The following is a 16,574-nucleotide window of genomic DNA, read 5'->3' on the forward strand; positions in this document are numbered from 1 at the left end:
CGGCTTGGAGGGCGCGCCTTACGTCATCGCCGCAACTGCACCCCGACGAGCAACCGGAATTCGTCGAACGGGTCGCTCAGTCGCGAGCCGCTCGGCTTGCTCGTGCCATAGCCAATCTGGAAGTTGAGACCGAATTCCCGGTTCGCGCGATAGCGCCCTGAAATCTGGGCAAACTTTGCATCGGTGCGGGTGTCGAGCTCGGAATAGTCACGCCGGATCGCCTCGATCCCGGCCGACAGGATCAGGTTGTAGAGCAGCTCATGATCGGCGCGCAGGCCGACCCGCGTATCCCAATAGGCACCCGAATTGCCGAGACTGACATCCATCAACCGGCGCTGGAGCGAGACATTTAGTGTCGTGAGCGGCGTTGCGAACCATTCGGCCCGTGCCTGGACCGAGACGCCCTGCGCATCGCGGTAGGTGCCGGTCGCGTTATAGTCACGATAGGTATAGCCGACCCCGATGGTGCCGCGCGCCACGCCGGCAATGTCGAAATTGGAGCCCAAAACGAGCGAGCCACCCTTTGAATCGCGATTGGGGCGGCCGAAAAAGGTCGGGCTCCAATAGTCGATCAGGTCGCCGGTCGCCTGGGCATAGAAGGACAGGTCAGGCGACACGCCATATTCATAGGTCAGACCCGCGCGGGTGATCGAGCGATCACGCGCGCCCTGGTCGCGCACCGTGCCGTCGGCAAAGCGGATTGCGCTGAACCGGTAGGTGTTGCGATCAAGCGTTGCGATCAGCCGGGTGCGGGTCTGCGCATAGGTGCCCTTGGCGCCGATCTGGGTGCGCAGGAACGTCGACGGGGTCAGCGAGTTCGCCGCGATATCGTCATTATACGGGGATTCGAACGCACGATCGATCTGGGCATCGATCAGCAGGCTGGCGTCGCGCACGATGTCGAACCGGGTCTGCGAATAGACATACCAGGCGTTCTGGTTCTTGAGCGTCTCATTGGCATAACGCTTGATGTCGCCGGCCGCGGTGATCCGCGTCGAATGGACGTTCCAGTTGGACGCAACTGCAAGATAGGGCTGGACGCTGAGATAGACGTCGGCGCGCTTGTTGTTGTTGTCGGTATAGACATTGTCGCTCGCGCCGATCCCGGTGGTGATCGAGGGGCTCGCAATGAACGCGCCGATGCGCACGCCAAGCGGGTCATATTCAGGGCGCGCACGTTGCTGCACGCTGACATTGCGCCCGCGATCATAATCGGTGGGGGGTGGGGGATCGATCAGCAGATCGGTCGTCTGGGCGCCGGCTGTGCCGATCTTGGCGCCGGCGATCGCCGCAAGCAGCACGATCGCATGGCGCACGCGTGCCCCGGAGCGACGCGCAGCGCCTGCGCCCGGTTCACGCTGCATATCGGTCTTCGTCAGACCGACCTGCATCCAAGGGTCGATGGCGGCATTCATCGACAATCGCTAAGCCCCCCGTAACCGGATGCGTGCGCATCCCCAGACGTTGTCAGAAGAACCTTTCGGTCAGTCGAAGCGTGTCGCCCGGCCAGACCCGAAGATCGGGCGTCAGCACATAGGGCTGTTCATATTGTTCGCCGAACCGGCGGATCATCACGACATTCCGCTTGGCGCGCGGGGTGAAGCCCTTGGCTGTTGCGATGGCGTTCAAGGCGGTCATGCCGGTGGCAAAGGGATATTGGCCCGGCTGTCCCACTTCGCCCAGGATGAAGAACGGGCGATAGGTGTCGATCTGCATGCTGATGCGCGGATCGCGCAGATATCCTTGCGAAAACTCGGCACGCACCAGATCAGAGGCTTCCGCGACCGTCTTTCCGGCAACGACGAGACTTCCGATCAGCGGCAGCGAGATTTCCCCATTGGTCCCGATCGCGAACTGTCCGCTCAGTTGCGGTTCGTTGAACACGATCACCCGGACCTGGTCGCCGGGACCCAGAAGGTAACGCTCTTCGAAGCGTTCGGTCGAAACATAGCGCTCGCCCGACGAGATCGGCTCGATCCCGGATTTTGCACAACCGGCCAAAAGAGCGACCGTCAGCAGCGCCGCCGTACCTGAAACTCTCACCCGCACCCCCTGCGCATTCTTCAATGGTTTCAATATCCCTAGACCCAAGAGTAATCAAGTAACGCGCGGTCCGTCCGCGGCTTTTAAATCGGGTCCGCGTGGAATTATATTTCATGCGTTTTTGCGAAATGACCGGCGCAAATATTCAAATAGACTTGTAGTTGTTTTGCGGGACGTTCGCGCCTTGTAAAAGGCGGCGTCTGTTCACGCGGGCGCTAGGGGAAATACAATGCCGTAACGCCGACTTGGATCGTCTTTCGCGCGCCCGGATTGGCTGTCTCGCGATATGGTGCGGCGCACAATCTGGGCCGATTGCGGCCCCTCTTTACTATTTCCGCCTGTCAGTCCCGCTGGCGACGTTCTGCCGCGATCGTGCCGATATAGGACGCAAGTGCATCGATCATCGCGCTGGGCGCCTCAGCCTCGAGGCTCGGCGTGGCGGTGAGCGAATCGGAGCGCTCGAGAAGTGCGGTCAACTCATCCTCATTCGTGCACGGATACACGCCTGGCACATTGGCAAACTGCTTGAGCGTCGAGAATTGATGCCCGTTGCGATGCTCCTTGCGGCGATGATCGCGCGCCATGATGATGATCGGCTTGCCAAGTTCCATGGCCGTGATGATCGAACCCATGCCGGCATGGCTGACCATCAGCGTGCATTGCTCCTGCAACCTGCGAAACAGGTCGGGCTCGAGAAAATCGACATGCTCCATTGCGCTTGGAACATAGTTGGACGGCCCGATCTGAGCGAAGATGTCGCCGATTCCATGCCGCATCGCCCAGGCATCGACCGTGCGCGTGAGGCGGTCGAATGGCAGCTGGGTTCCCACCGAAACGAGGATCACATCACCCTGCCGAAATAGCCGATATTGCCCGAACGTTTCGCCAGTTCCGCGCTCTGGGTCAGCCGAAGGTTCGCAACCGGTCGAACCAGCTGGCCCGACAAGGAGAGCTCGTCACCATTGGCGATACTGTCGATCCAGAGGGTCTTTGCGCCGCAAATCTTGGCTGCATAGAGCGCAGCCGCGCCAGGCGCCGCTCCCGTCGAAACGACGAGGTCCGGCTTGAACCGGCGCACGATCCGCCACACTCCCAGCGCAGTCCTGAGGCTGGTCAGCACCGTATCGCGGGAGCTGTCGGCAATCACCAGCACTTCGCGCCCGCCATTCGGCGCGACAAGCCCGGGCGACGTGCTCACATATTGGCAGTCATGACCGACAAAGGCGCGCCGCATCCGGCACAGCTCGATCCAGTGCCCGCCCGCCGATGCCACAAGCAGGATGCGCAGCCTTTGCCCGCTATCTGACTGTCCTGTCTTCGCGCCGTCCGTCATGAGGTCCAAGTCAACTCCGCTCACGTCCAAAGGCACGGGCAATGAATAGGAAAGGGGTATCCGACCGGCAGGGCAGGGCCGGGCAGGCAAGGGCGCGCGCCGCCAGAGGCTAAGCCCGCGCAATTCGTCCGCCGCCCGGTTGATCCACGCAACAATCAGTGCCCACGATTGATACCCCCGACGCTGCACTTCCGTCCTGTTCCCGTTTGCTGCGTTGCGGCATTTGACGGGAGCTGTTCGGGCAAGATAGTGAAGCGCGACCCTTTTTCTTCAATCACGCTAAACCGGAGAGGCACCTTTGCCAAGCGTCGAATCAGGAGATCGTGTCTATGCGATCGGCGATATTCATGGGCGCTTTGATCTGTTGCAGTGCATCCTAGAGAAGATCGGCGAGCACAGCGCCGCATTGCCGCCCGCCAAGTCGCTGCACCTCGTATTTCTGGGCGATATCATCGATCGCGGGCCCGATAGCGCCAAGGTGCTCGAGTTACTCTACAGTCTCGAGCGCAAGAGCAATCGTGTCATCGTGCTCCTTGGCAATCACGAAGAGGCGATGCTTCAGGCCCTCAAGGGCGACCTCAATGCGTTCCGGTCCTGGCTGGCTTTTGGTGGCGAGGAAACGCTGCGCAGTTTCGATGTCGCGCCGCGCACTCAAGGTGAGGATCTGCGCGATTATCTCGCCCGGGCGCGCTCTGCAGTTCCCGCGCACTGGACGAGCTGGCTGGCGCGGCTGCCACTCAGCGTGCGGTCAGGCGATTATTTGTTTGTACACGCCGGCATCCGGCCAGGCGCCCCGCTTCATCGTCAGGTGCGCGAGGATCTTCTCTGGATTCGCGGGGATTTTCTTGACGATCCACGCGATCATGGCGCGGTGATCGTGCACGGCCACTCGATTGAACCCGAAGTCGCTATTCGCGACAACCGGATCGGGATCGACACGGGGGCCTATCGCACCGGCATCCTGACCGCGCTTTATCTCGAGGGGGACCGGCAGGAAATTCTGTCGACCGATGGGCAATTGGCGGGAGTTGTTGAAGGCGTGCCCGCCTGACAAGCGATTTTTCAGCAACGGGACGCTCCTTGTGTGTCAGAACTTGACCCAACATTCCATGAGAGCGACGCGCGGTGAGGGCCAATTGCCGATTGACTTGCCGATGGGCTTATCTTATCGCAATGCAGCGTATTAAGAGATCGAACGAAGGGACGCGGCAATGTTCAAGAAGACGGCAGCAAGCCTCGCCATGATTGGCACCCTCGCATTCGCTTCGGTGTCGGCCCAGGCCTCGCAGGTCCGTCCTGCCGCCGTGCAGCTCGACAGCAAGCGCGTTCAGTCGATCAGTGCCATTGGCCGGGATGCACGCGTCTCGACGCGCCCTGGCAAGCGCAACAATGCGACCCCGGCGTTCCTGCTTCCTTTGATCGCAGTCGTTGCAGTGACCGTGACGGTCGTTGCAGTGGCGAGCGGTGGTGGGGATTCGAGCCCCAACTGAGATTAGGTTTTCCTGAACCTGTCATAAAACGCCCCGACCCCTGCTGGCCGGGGCGTTGTTGTTTGTGCCTCTAGTCTGGCAGCGATCGGGACCTTGCAAGTCGATTGCCCGCGGCGCGGGCCCAGCAGGCAGAGTCCGCTCAGATCATGAAGACCCGTTCGATTTCGCGGCGCCCGCTACGATCATCGGCCGACGCGGCCGTTGCCGGCGCAGGAGATCGCGGCGCTCTTGCCTTTCTGTTGCTCGCACTGCTGACCGGTGGCGCCGGGCTTGGCTATCCACTGCTTGGCCTTGTCCTGCACCTCTTTGCGATCGTGCTGCTGGTGCGGTTCGCGCGTGCCAGGGGCTGGCACCGACTCGATTCCCCGGCCCGATTTCTTCTGATCGGCTTTGGCGGGGCGCTGCTGCTCGCGCTTGTACAGCTTGTCCCCCTGCCGCCTGGTGTCTGGACGATGTTGCCCGGTCGGGAGATCGCCGCGACGATCGATGCCCAGATGGGCTGGGACCGCTGGCGCACGCTCAGCCTGACGCCCGATCTTACGATGCGCGCCGGTTTTGCAGTGCTTGTGCCGCTTGCAGCGTTCGCGCTGGTTGCGCTTGCCGACGCGGCGCAGCGCAGACGGATTGCGCAGCTGGTTGTCGCCACCGCGCTTGCAAGTGCATTGCTGGGCTTCATCCAGGTCGCGATGGGGCAGAGCGCTCCGATCCTTTACGACACAGTCCATCGTGGCTTTGGCGTCGGACTGTTTGTGAACCGAAACCATCATGCGGTGCTGCTGCTCGTTGCGATACTTCTCGCGAGCCTGCCGGGCATCATCGCGCGCTCTCGGCAACCCGAAATGCGTGGCCTTGCAGCCCTAGCCCCGCTCGCGATTGTCGGACTGCTCGCGCTTGGCGTGCTGGCAACCCGCTCGCGGACCGCACTTGTCCTCCTCCCGCTCTGCCTGCTGCTCTCAGCCGGGCTGATGGCGCAGGGCCGCACGGTCGGCAAATGGCTTGCAGCGCTGGCGCTCATCTATCTGGTCGCGGGTTTTCTGATCGCACAGACGGATGCCGCGCGGGTCGTACTTGAGCGCTTCGCCTGGCTACAGCAGGATCTGCGGTTCCAATATTGGGACAATAGCGTCTTTGCGCTCAAGGCAAGCCTGCCCTGGGGAACCGGACTTGGCAGCTTCGGCGTCGTCTATCCGACGGTTGAGCCCCTCGGACAGGTCGGGCCGCTGCGGGTCAATCACGCGCATAACGATCTGCTCGAACTTGCGCTTGAAGGAGGCATTCCCGCGATCCTGCTACTGCTGTTCATGGGCGGCGCGATCGGATTTGCTGCACTCAGGGGGATGCGCGCGGACCCTGGGCACAGGCCTGCTGTTCTCGCGGCCCTGGGCGGGATCGCGATCATCCTTGGCTTTTCCCTCGTTGATTTCCCACTTCGCATGGATGCGATCGCCTGTTTGTTCGGGGTGCTGCTCGGCTTGTTGACGCTCCCGCGCCCGCCGCGTTCGTCCGAACATGGCTTGGGTACGGGCGCCTCGATTGTCATTCTTGGATCAGCAGTGGGCCTCGCCGCGATCTGCAGCGCATCGATGGTCGGGGATTCGCTTGCCCGGGCAGGGCAGCCCGGGCTGGCAACATCGCTTGCACCCTGGTCCGCATCGGCCTGGGAGGCGCGTGCGCTGAGCAGCCAGCTCGAAGGAGACATGATCCAGTCGCGTGAGGCAGCCGCGCGCGCGCTTGCCATCACCCCTCTCAACGCCGGCGCGGTGCGCGCGCATGGCATGGCCGATCTCGAGCTTGGTGCGCCCGAGCGCGGCGCCGGGCTGCTGTTGTCCGGCGCAGCCCTTGGATGGCGTGACGGCCTCCATCAGCTCTGGCTCGCCGAGGCCGCGATTGCCGCAGGCAATGCAGGTGTTGCCGCCGAGCGGATCGATGCGCTGCTGCGACGCAATCTGTTCAGTGCCCAGTTGATCGACCAACTGCGTGCCCTGCTCGACATGCCAGGCGGAATCGAGGCGGTGGCTGCGCGACTGGGCGAGCGGCCGGGCTGGCGCCAGGGGTATCTCAATGCGCTGGCTCAGGACACACCGCAGAAAGGGGGCGCTATCCTCCAGTTGCTGGCGGCGCTTCGCCAGAAAGGGGTTCCAGCTCAGCCGGACGAAACGGGCCTGATGCGCTGGCGCGCCGCCGAGGCGCAGGATTACGCGCTGGTTCGCGCGCTCTGGCATGCAAGCGCGGGCACGGAGCTGATCGGTCACGGCAGCTTCGATGGGCTCGCGACGCCTCTGCCCCAGACCGCACCGCCCTATGCCTGGGCCGGGCCGAAAATAGCCGGGATCCGGCTCGCGCTCGAAGAGGACAGCGCAGACAAGGGGGACGCCTTGCGCGTCAGCTCCACTGGCATGGGTGGGGGCGACGCGCTTATGCAGTCGATCGCGCTCGCGCCGGGGACCTATATGTTGGACGCGCGTGTCCGCGTCGATGCAGCAACGGGATCTGATCGCGCCGAGTGGCGAATCGATTGCGCGGACGGCCGCGCGCTTGCGCGTATACCGATCCCCAGTGGCGGCTCCTTGCGCTCGCGCTGGGAACAGCTTGCCGGGCGCTTTGAAGTTCCCGCCGCGTGCCCGTCCCAGAAAATTGCGCTTTTCCTCGCGCAAGGCGACCAAATGAAAGCTACAGTCATTCTTGATGATGTGTCGCTACGGACATTGCGCCGCAACATTGGGAGCGATAAGGTCTCAGCGGGGCTGTAATGGCGGGTGGCGTAGGATTAGTGCGGACATGAAGGGGGTTAGACTTCACGCGGGCGCAGCCGTGCTGCTGTTGGCTGCACTTGGCGCCTGCGCGGATAATAATGTGGGTCCTGCGTTGCGTTCAGGCGCGCAGGCCTATGCATTGATTCCCGCGCCGACGGGCGCCCAGACGATTCGCGATTATCGCATTGGTCCGCTCGATACGCTGCAGATCAGCGTGTTTCAGGAGCCGGATATCTCTTCGACCGGTACTGTAGTCGATGCTGCGGGCAATATTTCGATGCCGCTGATCGGACGGATCAAGGCCACGGACCAGACTGCGACCGAACTGGCCGATCATCTCGCTGCCAAGCTTGCCGAGCGTTTCTATGTCGACCCGCAGGTGACCGTGACGGTCCTGAGTTCGGTGGCGCAGCGCGTCACGGTCCAGGGCGAGGTCGAGGAGCCTGGCATCTATCCGATTTCAGGGCCGACAACCCTGCTCGACGCTGTGGCGCTGGCCAAGGGTGAGACCGAGAATGCCGCGCTTCGCGAGGCGATCGTCATTCGCTATGTCGATGGCGAGCGGATGGGTGCGGTGTTCGACCTCAAGGCGATCCGGCGCGGTGATGCCGCTGATCCTGCCATTCTTGCGCGGGACGTGATTATTCTGGGGCATTCGAACAGCAAGCGGATCTGGCACGACGTGCTCCGCGCCGCGCCGCTGCTCAACGTCTTCACGCAATTCTGACACGCTCCCTCGATGGGGCGTACCAACTAGGGGCATAAAAGCGGTGGGCGATATGGATGTCCCGAAGCTGGCGACACGCACGGACGAGCGGGCGGACGCAGAAGCGCAGGAACGGCTCTTGATCGCGCAAAGCGAAGAGCAGTCGAGCGCGGTCGATATCCGCGCGATCTGGGCAACGCTCTATCGCAGCCGGTTCGTGATCATTGCGATTCTCGCGGTCGCCGCGATGCTCGGCATCGCCTCGATCTTTCTCATGCCGCGCACATTCGAAGCGCGGGCGAGCATTCAGGTCGATCAGCAGACCACCAAGATCCTTGGGACCGAGGATGTCGAGCCGCAGGTCATCGGATCGGATGCGGACCGGTTCCTCCAGACGCAGGTCGATCTGCTCAAAAGTCGCTCGATGGCGGTGCGCGTGGCCGAGAGCCTCGATCTTGCCGCCAACGACACCTTTCTCAAGCAGATGAGCGGCGGCGGCGAGCTCGAGCCGCTCAAAGAAGGCACGACGCGGCAAACCCTTGTGCTGGATCTTCTCCAGCGCAACCTGCGTGTCGATCTGCCGCGCAATACGCGGGTTGTCGGCATCATGTTCCAGAGCCGGGATCCCAAGCTCGCGGCGGTCATTGCCAACAGCTATGCCAGCAACTTCATCGAAGGGAATGTCGAGCGCAAATTCTCGACCTCTAGCTACTCGCGCCAGTTCCTCCAGAACCAGCTTGCTCTCTCCAAGACCCGGCTCGAGGAATCCGAGCGTCAGCTGATCGCCTATGCCCGCTCGGCCCAGCTGATCGACGCGCGCAGCGGCGCGCGCGAGGCCGGCGCTGCCGAGGGACCGCGCTCGCTGACCACCGCCAATCTCGTCCAGCTCAACACCGAGCTTGCCGATGCGCAGGCGAACGATCTCAAGACGCGCCAGCGCTGGATGCAGGCGCGCTCGACTGCGCTGATGTCGCTTCCCGAAGTGCTCAGCAATGACGCGATCGGGCGCCTGTCCCAGAAGCGGGCCGAGGATGTTGCCAGCCTCAACGAGTTGCGGCGTCGGCTCAAGGAAGACCATCCGACCGTCATCCGTGCGGTTGCGGAGCTTGAATCGCTCGACTCGCAGATCGATCGCATTGCGACCAGCATCCGCGACTCGATTCGCAGCCAGTATCTGACCGCCAATCGCCAGTATCGTGCCATCGCCGGGCAGGTTTCGGCGCTCAAGCGCGCGACCCTGTCCGAACAGGACCGCGGTGTGCGCTACAATATCCTTCAGCGCGAAGTGGACACCAACCGCCAGATCTATGACGGGATGCTTCAGCGCTTCAAGGAAGTCAGCGCCGAGGCCGGCGTCACGTCCAACAACATCACTGTTGTCGATACGGCCGAGCAGCCGGTCCGTCCGACCTCGCCAAAGCCGATGCTCAACCTGTTCATCGCGCTGTTCGGCGGTATCGCGCTCGCGCTGCTCTACGCTTTTGGACGCGATTATCTCGACGATTCGATCCGCGACCCTCAGGATGTCGAGCAACGCCTCCATGTCCCGTTGCTTGGCGTTGTACCCTCGGTGCGCGATCAGCCGCCGCTCTACGCGCTCACCAATCCCAAGTCGGAGATCGCCGAGGCCTATCACTCGATCCGCACCTCGATCCAGCTATCCTCAAACCAGGGTATCCCGCGCGCGATTCTCGTGACGGGAAGTGGCAAGTCGGAGGGCAAGTCGACGACCTCCTACGCGCTCGCCCGCGACTTCGCGCTGATCGGCAAGAAGGTTCTCGTAATCGACGCGGATCTTCGCCGGCCTTCGCTTCATCGGACATTTGACCTTCCGCAGCTCGAGCAGGGGCTCTCATCCGTTCTTGCCCGATTGTACCCGGCGGATGCCGCTATTCGCCGGAGCGCGGTCAAGGGTCTCGACGTGATGACGAGCGGCCCGCTGCCGCCCGATCCTGCCATGCTCTTTGCAGGTGACGCGATGAGCAGCTTGCTCGGCGATCTTGCCGGACTTTACGACGTTGTGATCCTCGATGGTCCTCCGGTGCTCGCGCTGGCTGATGCCACGCAATTGTCGGCTGCGGCGCAGGCGACGATCTTCGTGCTCGAGGCCAGCAGTTCGCACTTCGGCCAGGCCCGCAATGCGATTGATCGCCTGCTGCGCGCCGGCGGCCATGTGATCGGCGCGGTCGTCACCAAATATGATCCGCAGAGCACAGGCTATGGCGCGGCCTATAACTATTACCGCTACGATTATGACGGATCTCGCGAGACCTGATTGGGAAAGAGCAAGGTGAGGGGGGCTGAGCGCCCCCGGCCCGGGACCAGCCAGGGCGGGGCTAGGCCATGCCGGCCGAGTTCGCGCACCATTGCGTCAGGCCAGTTGCGCGATGCGTTTCTCGACCGCACACCGGCCGCGTGAGCGTCGATCTGCTTTCGTCCGTGCACCCGGGCGGCCGATGCGGCCTCCGCCTTGCCTCAGCTGGATGTACAACCGGCCGGCAAGTTGCCCGGTGCTCGGCCGGAATATCTGGATGGTCTTGTTGCCTGTCGCACTGCGCGTGCGCTGCAGCGCAGGATCATGCGCCGACCTGGCCGCGCCGGCCTGTCTGAGGTCCGGGTAGCGCCTGACGAGGTAACACTAAGAATCAGCAACTGCGGGAAATACGCAAAGCCCCTCCGGTTGCGCATCGTTTCATCTGAAAATACACCTTTCGCAGCTGCGCTGTTTCCGGCTTGTTCTGCAAATGTCAGAATAAACCCATTGCGCTGAACTGTCTGATTTTGATACCAATTCAAAAATCAGGGAAATTGTTGCATTGCAGCGCAGTTTTGACTGCGTTACCGTTGCGAATCGGTTGATCCGTCGAATCTTGTGGGGGCAAGAATGAATGTGAACGCGTTCAATTCGCGACTCGCCTTTGGCGCACGGATGGAGCGTCCCAGCCATGAGACGTTGCGCAACCGTTTCTATCTCTCGCTGCTGCTGCTCGATACCTGCTGCATTCTGGGAAGCTTCTTCGCAGCGCATCTGCTCTATGACCGCGGCAATGGCGACTGGTTCATCGTCGCGGCTCCGCTTCTCCCGCTCTATGTGGTGCTCGCGCTCAACGCGAGGGCCTATACGGTCGGTGCGGTCGATCGTTATGGTCTGGGTGTTCTGCGCTCCGCGCGCGCGTTTCTGTTTGCCGCAGTGTTCATGATCATGGTCGCCTTCTTCATGAAGGCGAGCGCCGACTATTCCCGAGGCATGGTCGCAATCGGCCTCACATTCGGCCTTGCCTCACTGATGGCAGGCCGGCTTCTCCTGCTGCGGCATGCGCGCAAGCTGATGGGCGGCGACCTGTATTCCACCTATCTGATCTGCGACGGCATCCATCTTGTCGATTTCAGCAAGTTCAGCTTCGTCATCCATGCTGGCACGGATATCGATCCCGATCTTCACTGCCCGGACATGTATGACCGGCTTGCAACGATGCTCAAACATGCCGACCGGGTGGTTGTCGGCTGTCCGCCCGAGCGCCGCGCCCTGTGGTCGCACCTGCTCAAGGGGCTGGGGATCAAGGCCGAGATCATGGCACCGGAACTTGAACAGACCTCCCCGATGGGGATCGGCAGCTGCGGCGGCCGCCCGACACTCGTCGTCGCCAATGGCGCGCTGAGCAAGTTTGACTCGATCACCAAGCGCGGGTTTGACGTCACCGTGTCGGGTTTTGCGCTGTTGTTCCTGTTGCCGGCATTCCTGACGATCGCGTTGGCCATCAGGCTCGAGACACGCGGGCCCGTGTTCTTTGTCCAGACCCGGATCGGTCAGGGGAACCGCCAGTTTCGAATGCTCAAGTTCCGCAGCATGCGGGTCGAGCAGCTCGATCACAGCGGCACGCGTTCGACCGGGCGCGATGATGATCGCATCACCCGGGTTGGCCGGTTCATTCGCGCCACCAGCCTTGATGAATTGCCCCAGCTGCTGAACGTGCTGCTTGGCGACATGAGCATTGTCGGGCCGCGTCCTCACGCCCTGGCATCGCGCGCTGCCGACAAGCTGTTCTGGGAAATCGACGGGCGCTACTGGCACCGGCATGCGACAAAGCCTGGTCTGACCGGCCTTGCGCAGATCCGGGGATATCGCGGCGCGACCGAGCACGCGTCGGACCTGACCAACCGGCTTCAGGCCGATCTTGAATATCTGCGGGACTGGTCTCTGTTCCGGGATCTGTGGATCGTCCTTCAGACCTTCCGCGTGCTCGTGCACAAGAACGCCTTTTGATTGCCGCCGATCGCGCGGTCCTGAGCGGCCATGCGCATCTGTTCTTCGGCAACGCGCTGGCCTACGGCACCGACGCGGGGTGGGGGGCGCAGCCATCGGCCTGCTCCGGCGCGTTGTCGTCGCGGGCCGGCGGTCCAGAGTCATTGCCTGGCCTTGCCTTGTTTGACATGAGCTGATGCATGGATGAGCCGGCACCTTCTCTGCGCGCACGCCCCGGCTGGGTCGCGAAATTGGCGCGCGCAGTTGATCTGCTCTGCTTTGTGATGCTGATCGCCACCATGGCCACCGTGATCTATGGCTTCAGCATCCGTGCGCTGTGGGCCGATGGCTATTATGTTGCGGTTGCGCTGGCTCTGCTCGGTTCGTTTGTGATGCTGATCGGGATTGCCCAGCAGGCGATTGCGGCACGCGATGCGGCAACCTGGCGCGACATGGCTGAATGGCAGATTCGTGCGGCAGAGGCGCGGCTCGCCGCGACGCCGGTAGCGCCGGGCGAGGAGCAGCTCGACCGCGATTCGCCGGTCTATTACGAGATGCTGATCGGAACGCTGGTCGATCATGCCAGCCGTGAGAGCACGACGCTCGCCCAGGGTAGGCCGCATGGGCACTGATCCGCATCTCGAGCTTGGCGAGACCCTCCCACGCTTTCTGGCCCATTGGCTGGCTGCCTCCTTTGGCTATTTTCTGATGGTCCTGCTCCCGCTCATCGCGAGCTGGCCCAATCTGCCCGATGCCGCCTGGCCGGCCTGGTGGCGGTTGCTGGTCTCGGCATCGCTGATTTCGCTGCTTGCTGCGATCATCAACGCCAATCTTCCGGTGACTCCGCGTGAATTGATCAAGAGCGTCGCCCTTGGCTTTGCACTCAACGCGACCATCGTCGTGTTGCGCGCGGGATGACCGGTGAGGCGCGTCAGCAGCGCGGTAATCCTGGCGCATGGATGCGCGCCATGATCCCGCTCCACAACGCGCTGAGGATCGAACAGGGACAGATCGTCGCCCTGCAGCTGCTGCGCGGCGTTGCTGCCTTGGCGGTCGTCGTGGAGCATCTGCTCCAGCGCTATGAGAAACGCGGCGCACTGCCGGCCGAGCTTCCCGAATTCGTTGCGAAGCTGGGCCAGACCGGCGTCTTTGCCTTCTTTGCGATCAGCGGGTTCATCATGGTGTTCATCACCAGCCGGGACCGTCAGGCTCCGCCGAGCGGCGCCGCATTCCTTCGTGCGCGGTTCCTGCGGGTGGCACCGCTTTATTATCTCACGACCCTGCTCATCGTTGTCTTTGCCTGGGCAACCCAGGGGCTGGGCACCTTGAGCGATTTTCGCTTTCCGACCCTTGCTGAATGGGTCGGCAGTTTTCTGTTCATTCCCCATCGTGGTGCCAATGGGCTCATCCAGCCAATTTATGGTCTTGGCTGGAGCCTCCACTATGAGATGTTTTTCTACCTCCTGTTCGCAGCCGGGCTCGCGATCCATCGTCGCCACGGGGTCTTGCTGGTGCTCGCCGTTCTGGGCCTGCTGGCCGCGCTCGGACCCCTGATCGCGGCACCTGCGGACCGATGGGGCCTGTCAGTCATCGCCTATGTGTTCACGCGTCCGGTCATGCTGATCTTCATGGCGGGAATGATCCTGGCGCGCATTCGCGAGCGGTGCGGCGACAGGCTGCCCAGCGCGCCGCTGCCGCTCATCGCGAGCGTTGCGATCGCGGCGCTCTGGCTGGCCGCGACCCTGGAGACTATCGGCGCCATGCTCGGCGCCATCGTCCTGGCTCTGGCAGTCTGTGTCCTGGTGGTGCCCCGCGATCGTGAAGCCGGTGGGCGGTTCGCCATGTTTTCAAGTGCCATGGGCAATGCCTCTTACAGCATTTACCTCACGCACAGCTTCGTGCTGGGCGCCTTTGCTGCCGCGACCAGCGCTATTGCGGCAGAAGGACCGGGACCGCTGATGGCGCTTGTGCTGATGGCCTGTACGGGCTGCTTCATCCTTGGTTGGCTCACCTGGCATTTGATCGAGGTGCCCATGACCAATCGCCTGCGCGGCAAGAGGTCGCGGCCGTCCGAAATGGTGGCACCCTGACATCGGCTTTGTGCTGCGCTGTCTTAGCCTTGCGCACTCACTCCTGAGGGGTGCCGGCGTTCAATCAACGGCGCTGCGGATCGACCCGTCAAATCCGTGGAGCCCGCACGATCGCGCCGCACGGCGTGCCCGTGCGCGGTCGCGTCACGGCGTCTTGTCGACCGTTCCGGCTTCTGCCGAGACTTCGGATGCAGCGGCCTTTGGATGAATAAGCACCTGACGGTCTCCGAGCGCGACCTCCCTGACCTGAGGGTCACGCGTCGCATCGGACTTTGTCGCACCGGGTTGCGCGCTGAGCAGGATCGGTCTTGCTTCGGGAAGCGCAGGCGTGTCCGCGTCCTGCACAGCTTCGGCATCCTCCTGCGCAGCAGCTAGGCCCGCCTCGGCTCCGAGCAGAAGTGCGGCCAGCGGTTCGGCGCCTGCATAGCGCCGGTTGAAGGCGCCGGACTCGCCCCAATTGCCAGTCCAGCGATAGAAAATATGAGCGCCGACGGTCGCAGTCTTGCGCAGGCTCGCGGCCCAGTAAGGCACGACATAATTGGCATGATAATGGGTCGACCAGCCGACCGTTTCGTAGACATCGCCGGCAAGCGCCGAGACCGCGATCGCCCGCGCGCGTTGCCACGCACGCGGTGACGGGATGCGGGCGAGCGAGCCATCGCAGGCAAAGGTGAACTGGCAGCCGGTTGCTCGCTTGGCACCCTCATAGATCACGCCGCATACCGTGTCGGGATAGGCAGGATGACGCACCCGGTTGAGGATGACCTGTGCAACCGCTCTGCCCCCGTCGACGCCTTCTGAACCCGCCTCATAGTGGATTGCCTGAGTGAGGCAGTCCAGCGAGCGCTGATAGTCGGTTGGCTCGGGAGATTTGAGGACAAAGGACGCAGCGCTCGGCACGGGCACATCGCCAGCAACGGTCGCAGCGTTCAGGGCGATCGCAGCGTCCCGGCTGAGCGTGCGCATTGCGCCAGGGGCGAACGGGGCCTCGATGCGGGGCGGGGCAGGTGAGGCGGGCTGTGGGATCGCGCGCGCTTGCGGCGCAGGCCATAACGCCCAGGCGACAACACCAGTCAGGAGCACAAGACCCGCCACAAGACCGGCTGAACCAACCGCTCCCAGTCTTTGAAGAAACCTTCCCGCGCGCGAATGCGCGACGCGCTCGAACACCGTACCGCGCCCGGTGGCCGGGTCGGCAGGTTCCTCGAGCAACCAGTCGAGGGATTTCCAAAGATCGCTCTGGGTTGAAAGGGCCGGATCGCGCGTCTGGACCATGTCCATGCCCTAGCTGCAACAGCGCTGCGATGCAACATTCCCTCGAACCTGGCCTTTGCATTGACCCCTGCTGCCGGGCAACCTATCGCCTCGCCAATGCTGCTTGCGCTTCTTCTTGGCTCACTCCAGCCGCAGCCCGCACAGGCTCCGGCGCTGTTTACGGCAGGCGCGCTGAAGGATCGCTGCGAATCGACAGATCCAGCCGACGCTTCCTTTTGTTTTGCCTATATCGTTGGCGTCTATGACGCCGTGCGCGCCTATGAATCCTGGCTCAAGATGCGCGAGTTCTGTGCTCCGGGCAATCTGGTCCAGGCCGACTTGCGCAAGGCATTCATCGACTATCTCGCCGAGAACCCCGGATATCGCGCTGGTGAGGCGGCATCCGTCGTGGTCGTGTCGCTCAAGACACGCTTCCCGTGTCAGGATCAGCCCAAGCCGGGTGATGAGGTCAAAATCCCCTGACCAGGCACCGCTGCGGCGGGGCTGCCAGGCTTAGATCGCCATCCACGCTGGCGTGATCAAGCGATACGCCTGCCCATTCAGATTGCCGGGCGCTCCGATCGATGGAGACGCGAGCCCCTGAGTTGCTCTTCGCGGGCGACCGGGGGCTGAACTATTGTCGGCGTGCTTGTGTATTTCAG

General features: G+C 62.9%; 16 protein-coding genes. 11 read left to right on the forward strand and 5 right to left on the reverse strand.

Annotated features, from left to right (window positions below; all coding sequences use genetic code 11):
• Positions 1-23: 23 nt before the first annotated feature.
• From K9B35_RS00080 to K9B35_RS00095, 4 genes are all read right to left on the reverse strand, one after another.
• Positions 24-1,415, reverse strand: coding sequence for an outer membrane beta-barrel protein (locus K9B35_RS00080; RefSeq protein WP_224919772.1), 1,392 nt, complete (start codon positions 1,413-1,415; stop codon positions 24-26).
• Between the two features lie 52 nt (positions 1,416-1,467).
• Positions 1,468-2,067: a polysaccharide biosynthesis/export family protein gene (locus K9B35_RS00085; protein ID WP_224919773.1), complete on the reverse strand. Its 600-nt coding sequence runs from the start codon at positions 2,065-2,067 to the stop codon at positions 1,468-1,470.
• A 317-nt stretch (positions 2,068-2,384) separates the two neighbouring features.
• A complete protein-coding gene (locus K9B35_RS00090) occupies positions 2,385-2,888 on the reverse strand; it encodes a glycosyltransferase (protein WP_224919774.1) in 504 nt (167 codons plus the stop codon).
• Positions 2,885-3,376 carry a UDP-N-acetylglucosamine--LPS N-acetylglucosamine transferase gene (locus tag K9B35_RS00095; RefSeq protein ID WP_224920475.1) on the reverse strand — a complete coding sequence of 164 codons (492 nt, stop codon included), beginning with the start codon at positions 3,374-3,376 and terminating at the stop codon, positions 2,885-2,887. Before K9B35_RS00095 ends, K9B35_RS00090 begins: the two co-directional genes overlap by 4 nt.
• 298 nt (positions 3,377-3,674) lie before the next feature.
• Between K9B35_RS00095 and K9B35_RS00100 the strand changes: the two genes are divergently transcribed.
• From K9B35_RS00100 to K9B35_RS00145, 10 genes are all read left to right on the forward strand, one after another.
• Positions 3,675-4,427 carry a metallophosphoesterase family protein gene (locus K9B35_RS00100; RefSeq protein ID WP_224919775.1) on the forward strand — a complete coding sequence of 251 codons (753 nt, stop codon included), beginning with the start codon at positions 3,675-3,677 and terminating at the stop codon, positions 4,425-4,427.
• Between the two features lie 160 nt (positions 4,428-4,587).
• Positions 4,588-4,866: a hypothetical protein gene (locus K9B35_RS00105; protein ID WP_224919776.1), complete on the forward strand. Its 279-nt coding sequence runs from the start codon at positions 4,588-4,590 to the stop codon at positions 4,864-4,866.
• Between the two features lie 146 nt (positions 4,867-5,012).
• Positions 5,013-7,616, forward strand: coding sequence for an O-antigen ligase family protein (locus tag K9B35_RS00110; protein WP_224919777.1), 2,604 nt, complete (start codon positions 5,013-5,015; stop codon positions 7,614-7,616).
• A gap of 115 nt (positions 7,617-7,731) precedes the next feature.
• On the forward strand, positions 7,732-8,346 hold the full coding sequence (locus K9B35_RS00115) for a polysaccharide biosynthesis/export family protein (protein ID WP_224919778.1): 615 nt from the start codon (positions 7,732-7,734) through the stop codon (positions 8,344-8,346).
• 52 nt (positions 8,347-8,398) lie between these two features.
• The gene (locus K9B35_RS00120) at positions 8,399-10,600 is read left to right on the forward strand and encodes a GumC family protein (protein WP_224919779.1); all 2,202 of its coding nucleotides are present in this window, start codon (positions 8,399-8,401) and stop codon (positions 10,598-10,600) included.
• Between the two features lie 615 nt (positions 10,601-11,215).
• Positions 11,216-12,589: an exopolysaccharide biosynthesis polyprenyl glycosylphosphotransferase gene (locus K9B35_RS00125; RefSeq protein WP_224919780.1), complete on the forward strand. Its 1,374-nt coding sequence runs from the start codon at positions 11,216-11,218 to the stop codon at positions 12,587-12,589.
• On the forward strand, positions 12,586-12,765 hold the full coding sequence (locus tag K9B35_RS00130; protein ID WP_224919781.1) for a hypothetical protein: 180 nt from the start codon (positions 12,586-12,588) through the stop codon (positions 12,763-12,765). Before K9B35_RS00125 ends, K9B35_RS00130 begins: the two co-directional genes overlap by 4 nt.
• Positions 12,766-12,768: 3 nt before the next feature.
• A complete protein-coding gene (locus K9B35_RS00135; protein WP_224919782.1) occupies positions 12,769-13,200 on the forward strand; it encodes a hypothetical protein in 432 nt (143 codons plus the stop codon).
• A complete protein-coding gene (locus tag K9B35_RS00140; protein ID WP_224919783.1) occupies positions 13,190-13,486 on the forward strand; it encodes a hypothetical protein in 297 nt (98 codons plus the stop codon). Before K9B35_RS00135 ends, K9B35_RS00140 begins: the two co-directional genes overlap by 11 nt.
• Positions 13,483-14,658: an acyltransferase family protein gene (locus K9B35_RS00145; RefSeq protein ID WP_224919784.1), complete on the forward strand. Its 1,176-nt coding sequence runs from the start codon at positions 13,483-13,485 to the stop codon at positions 14,656-14,658. Before K9B35_RS00140 ends, K9B35_RS00145 begins: the two co-directional genes overlap by 4 nt.
• Before the next feature lie 144 nt (positions 14,659-14,802).
• Here the strand turns inward: K9B35_RS00145 and K9B35_RS00150 are convergent, their stop codons facing one another.
• Complete coding sequence (locus K9B35_RS00150; RefSeq protein ID WP_224919785.1) at positions 14,803-15,933, reverse strand: cell wall hydrolase; 1,131 nt, start codon at positions 15,931-15,933, stop codon at positions 14,803-14,805.
• Positions 15,934-16,029: 96 nt separating this feature from the next.
• Here K9B35_RS00150 and K9B35_RS00155 point away from each other — a divergent pair, with 96 nt between their 5' ends.
• On the forward strand, positions 16,030-16,395 hold the full coding sequence (locus tag K9B35_RS00155; protein ID WP_224919786.1) for a Rap1a/Tai family immunity protein: 366 nt from the start codon (positions 16,030-16,032) through the stop codon (positions 16,393-16,395).
• Positions 16,396-16,574: the final 179 nt, after the last annotated feature.

Origin of the sequence: Sphingomonas sp. R647, assembly GCF_020177055.1 — a bacterium.
Lineage (GTDB): Bacteria > Pseudomonadota > Alphaproteobacteria > Sphingomonadales > Sphingomonadaceae > Sphingomonas.

Excerpts from the sequence above, each read along its gene's own strand:
- K9B35_RS00080 (WP_224919772.1), bottom strand. The coding sequence starts at position 1,415 with ATGAATGCCGCCATCGACCCTTGGATGCAGGTCGGTCTGACGAAGACC.
- K9B35_RS00095 (WP_224920475.1), bottom strand. The coding sequence starts at position 3,376 with ATGACGGACGGCGCGAAGACAGGACAGTCAGATAGCGGGCAAAGGCTG.
- K9B35_RS00105 (WP_224919776.1), top strand. The coding sequence starts at position 4,588 with ATGTTCAAGAAGACGGCAGCAAGCCTCGCCATGATTGGCACCCTCGCA.
- K9B35_RS00110 (WP_224919777.1), top strand. The coding sequence starts at position 5,013 with ATGAAGACCCGTTCGATTTCGCGGCGCCCGCTACGATCATCGGCCGAC.
- K9B35_RS00120 (WP_224919779.1), top strand. The coding sequence starts at position 8,399 with ATGGATGTCCCGAAGCTGGCGACACGCACGGACGAGCGGGCGGACGCA.
- K9B35_RS00135 (WP_224919782.1), top strand. The coding sequence starts at position 12,769 with ATGGATGAGCCGGCACCTTCTCTGCGCGCACGCCCCGGCTGGGTCGCG.
- K9B35_RS00140 (WP_224919783.1), top strand. The coding sequence starts at position 13,190 with ATGGGCACTGATCCGCATCTCGAGCTTGGCGAGACCCTCCCACGCTTT.
- K9B35_RS00145 (WP_224919784.1), top strand. The coding sequence starts at position 13,483 with ATGACCGGTGAGGCGCGTCAGCAGCGCGGTAATCCTGGCGCATGGATG.
- K9B35_RS00150 (WP_224919785.1), bottom strand. The coding sequence starts at position 15,933 with ATGGTCCAGACGCGCGATCCGGCCCTTTCAACCCAGAGCGATCTTTGG.
- K9B35_RS00155 (WP_224919786.1), top strand. The coding sequence starts at position 16,030 with ATGCTGCTTGCGCTTCTTCTTGGCTCACTCCAGCCGCAGCCCGCACAG.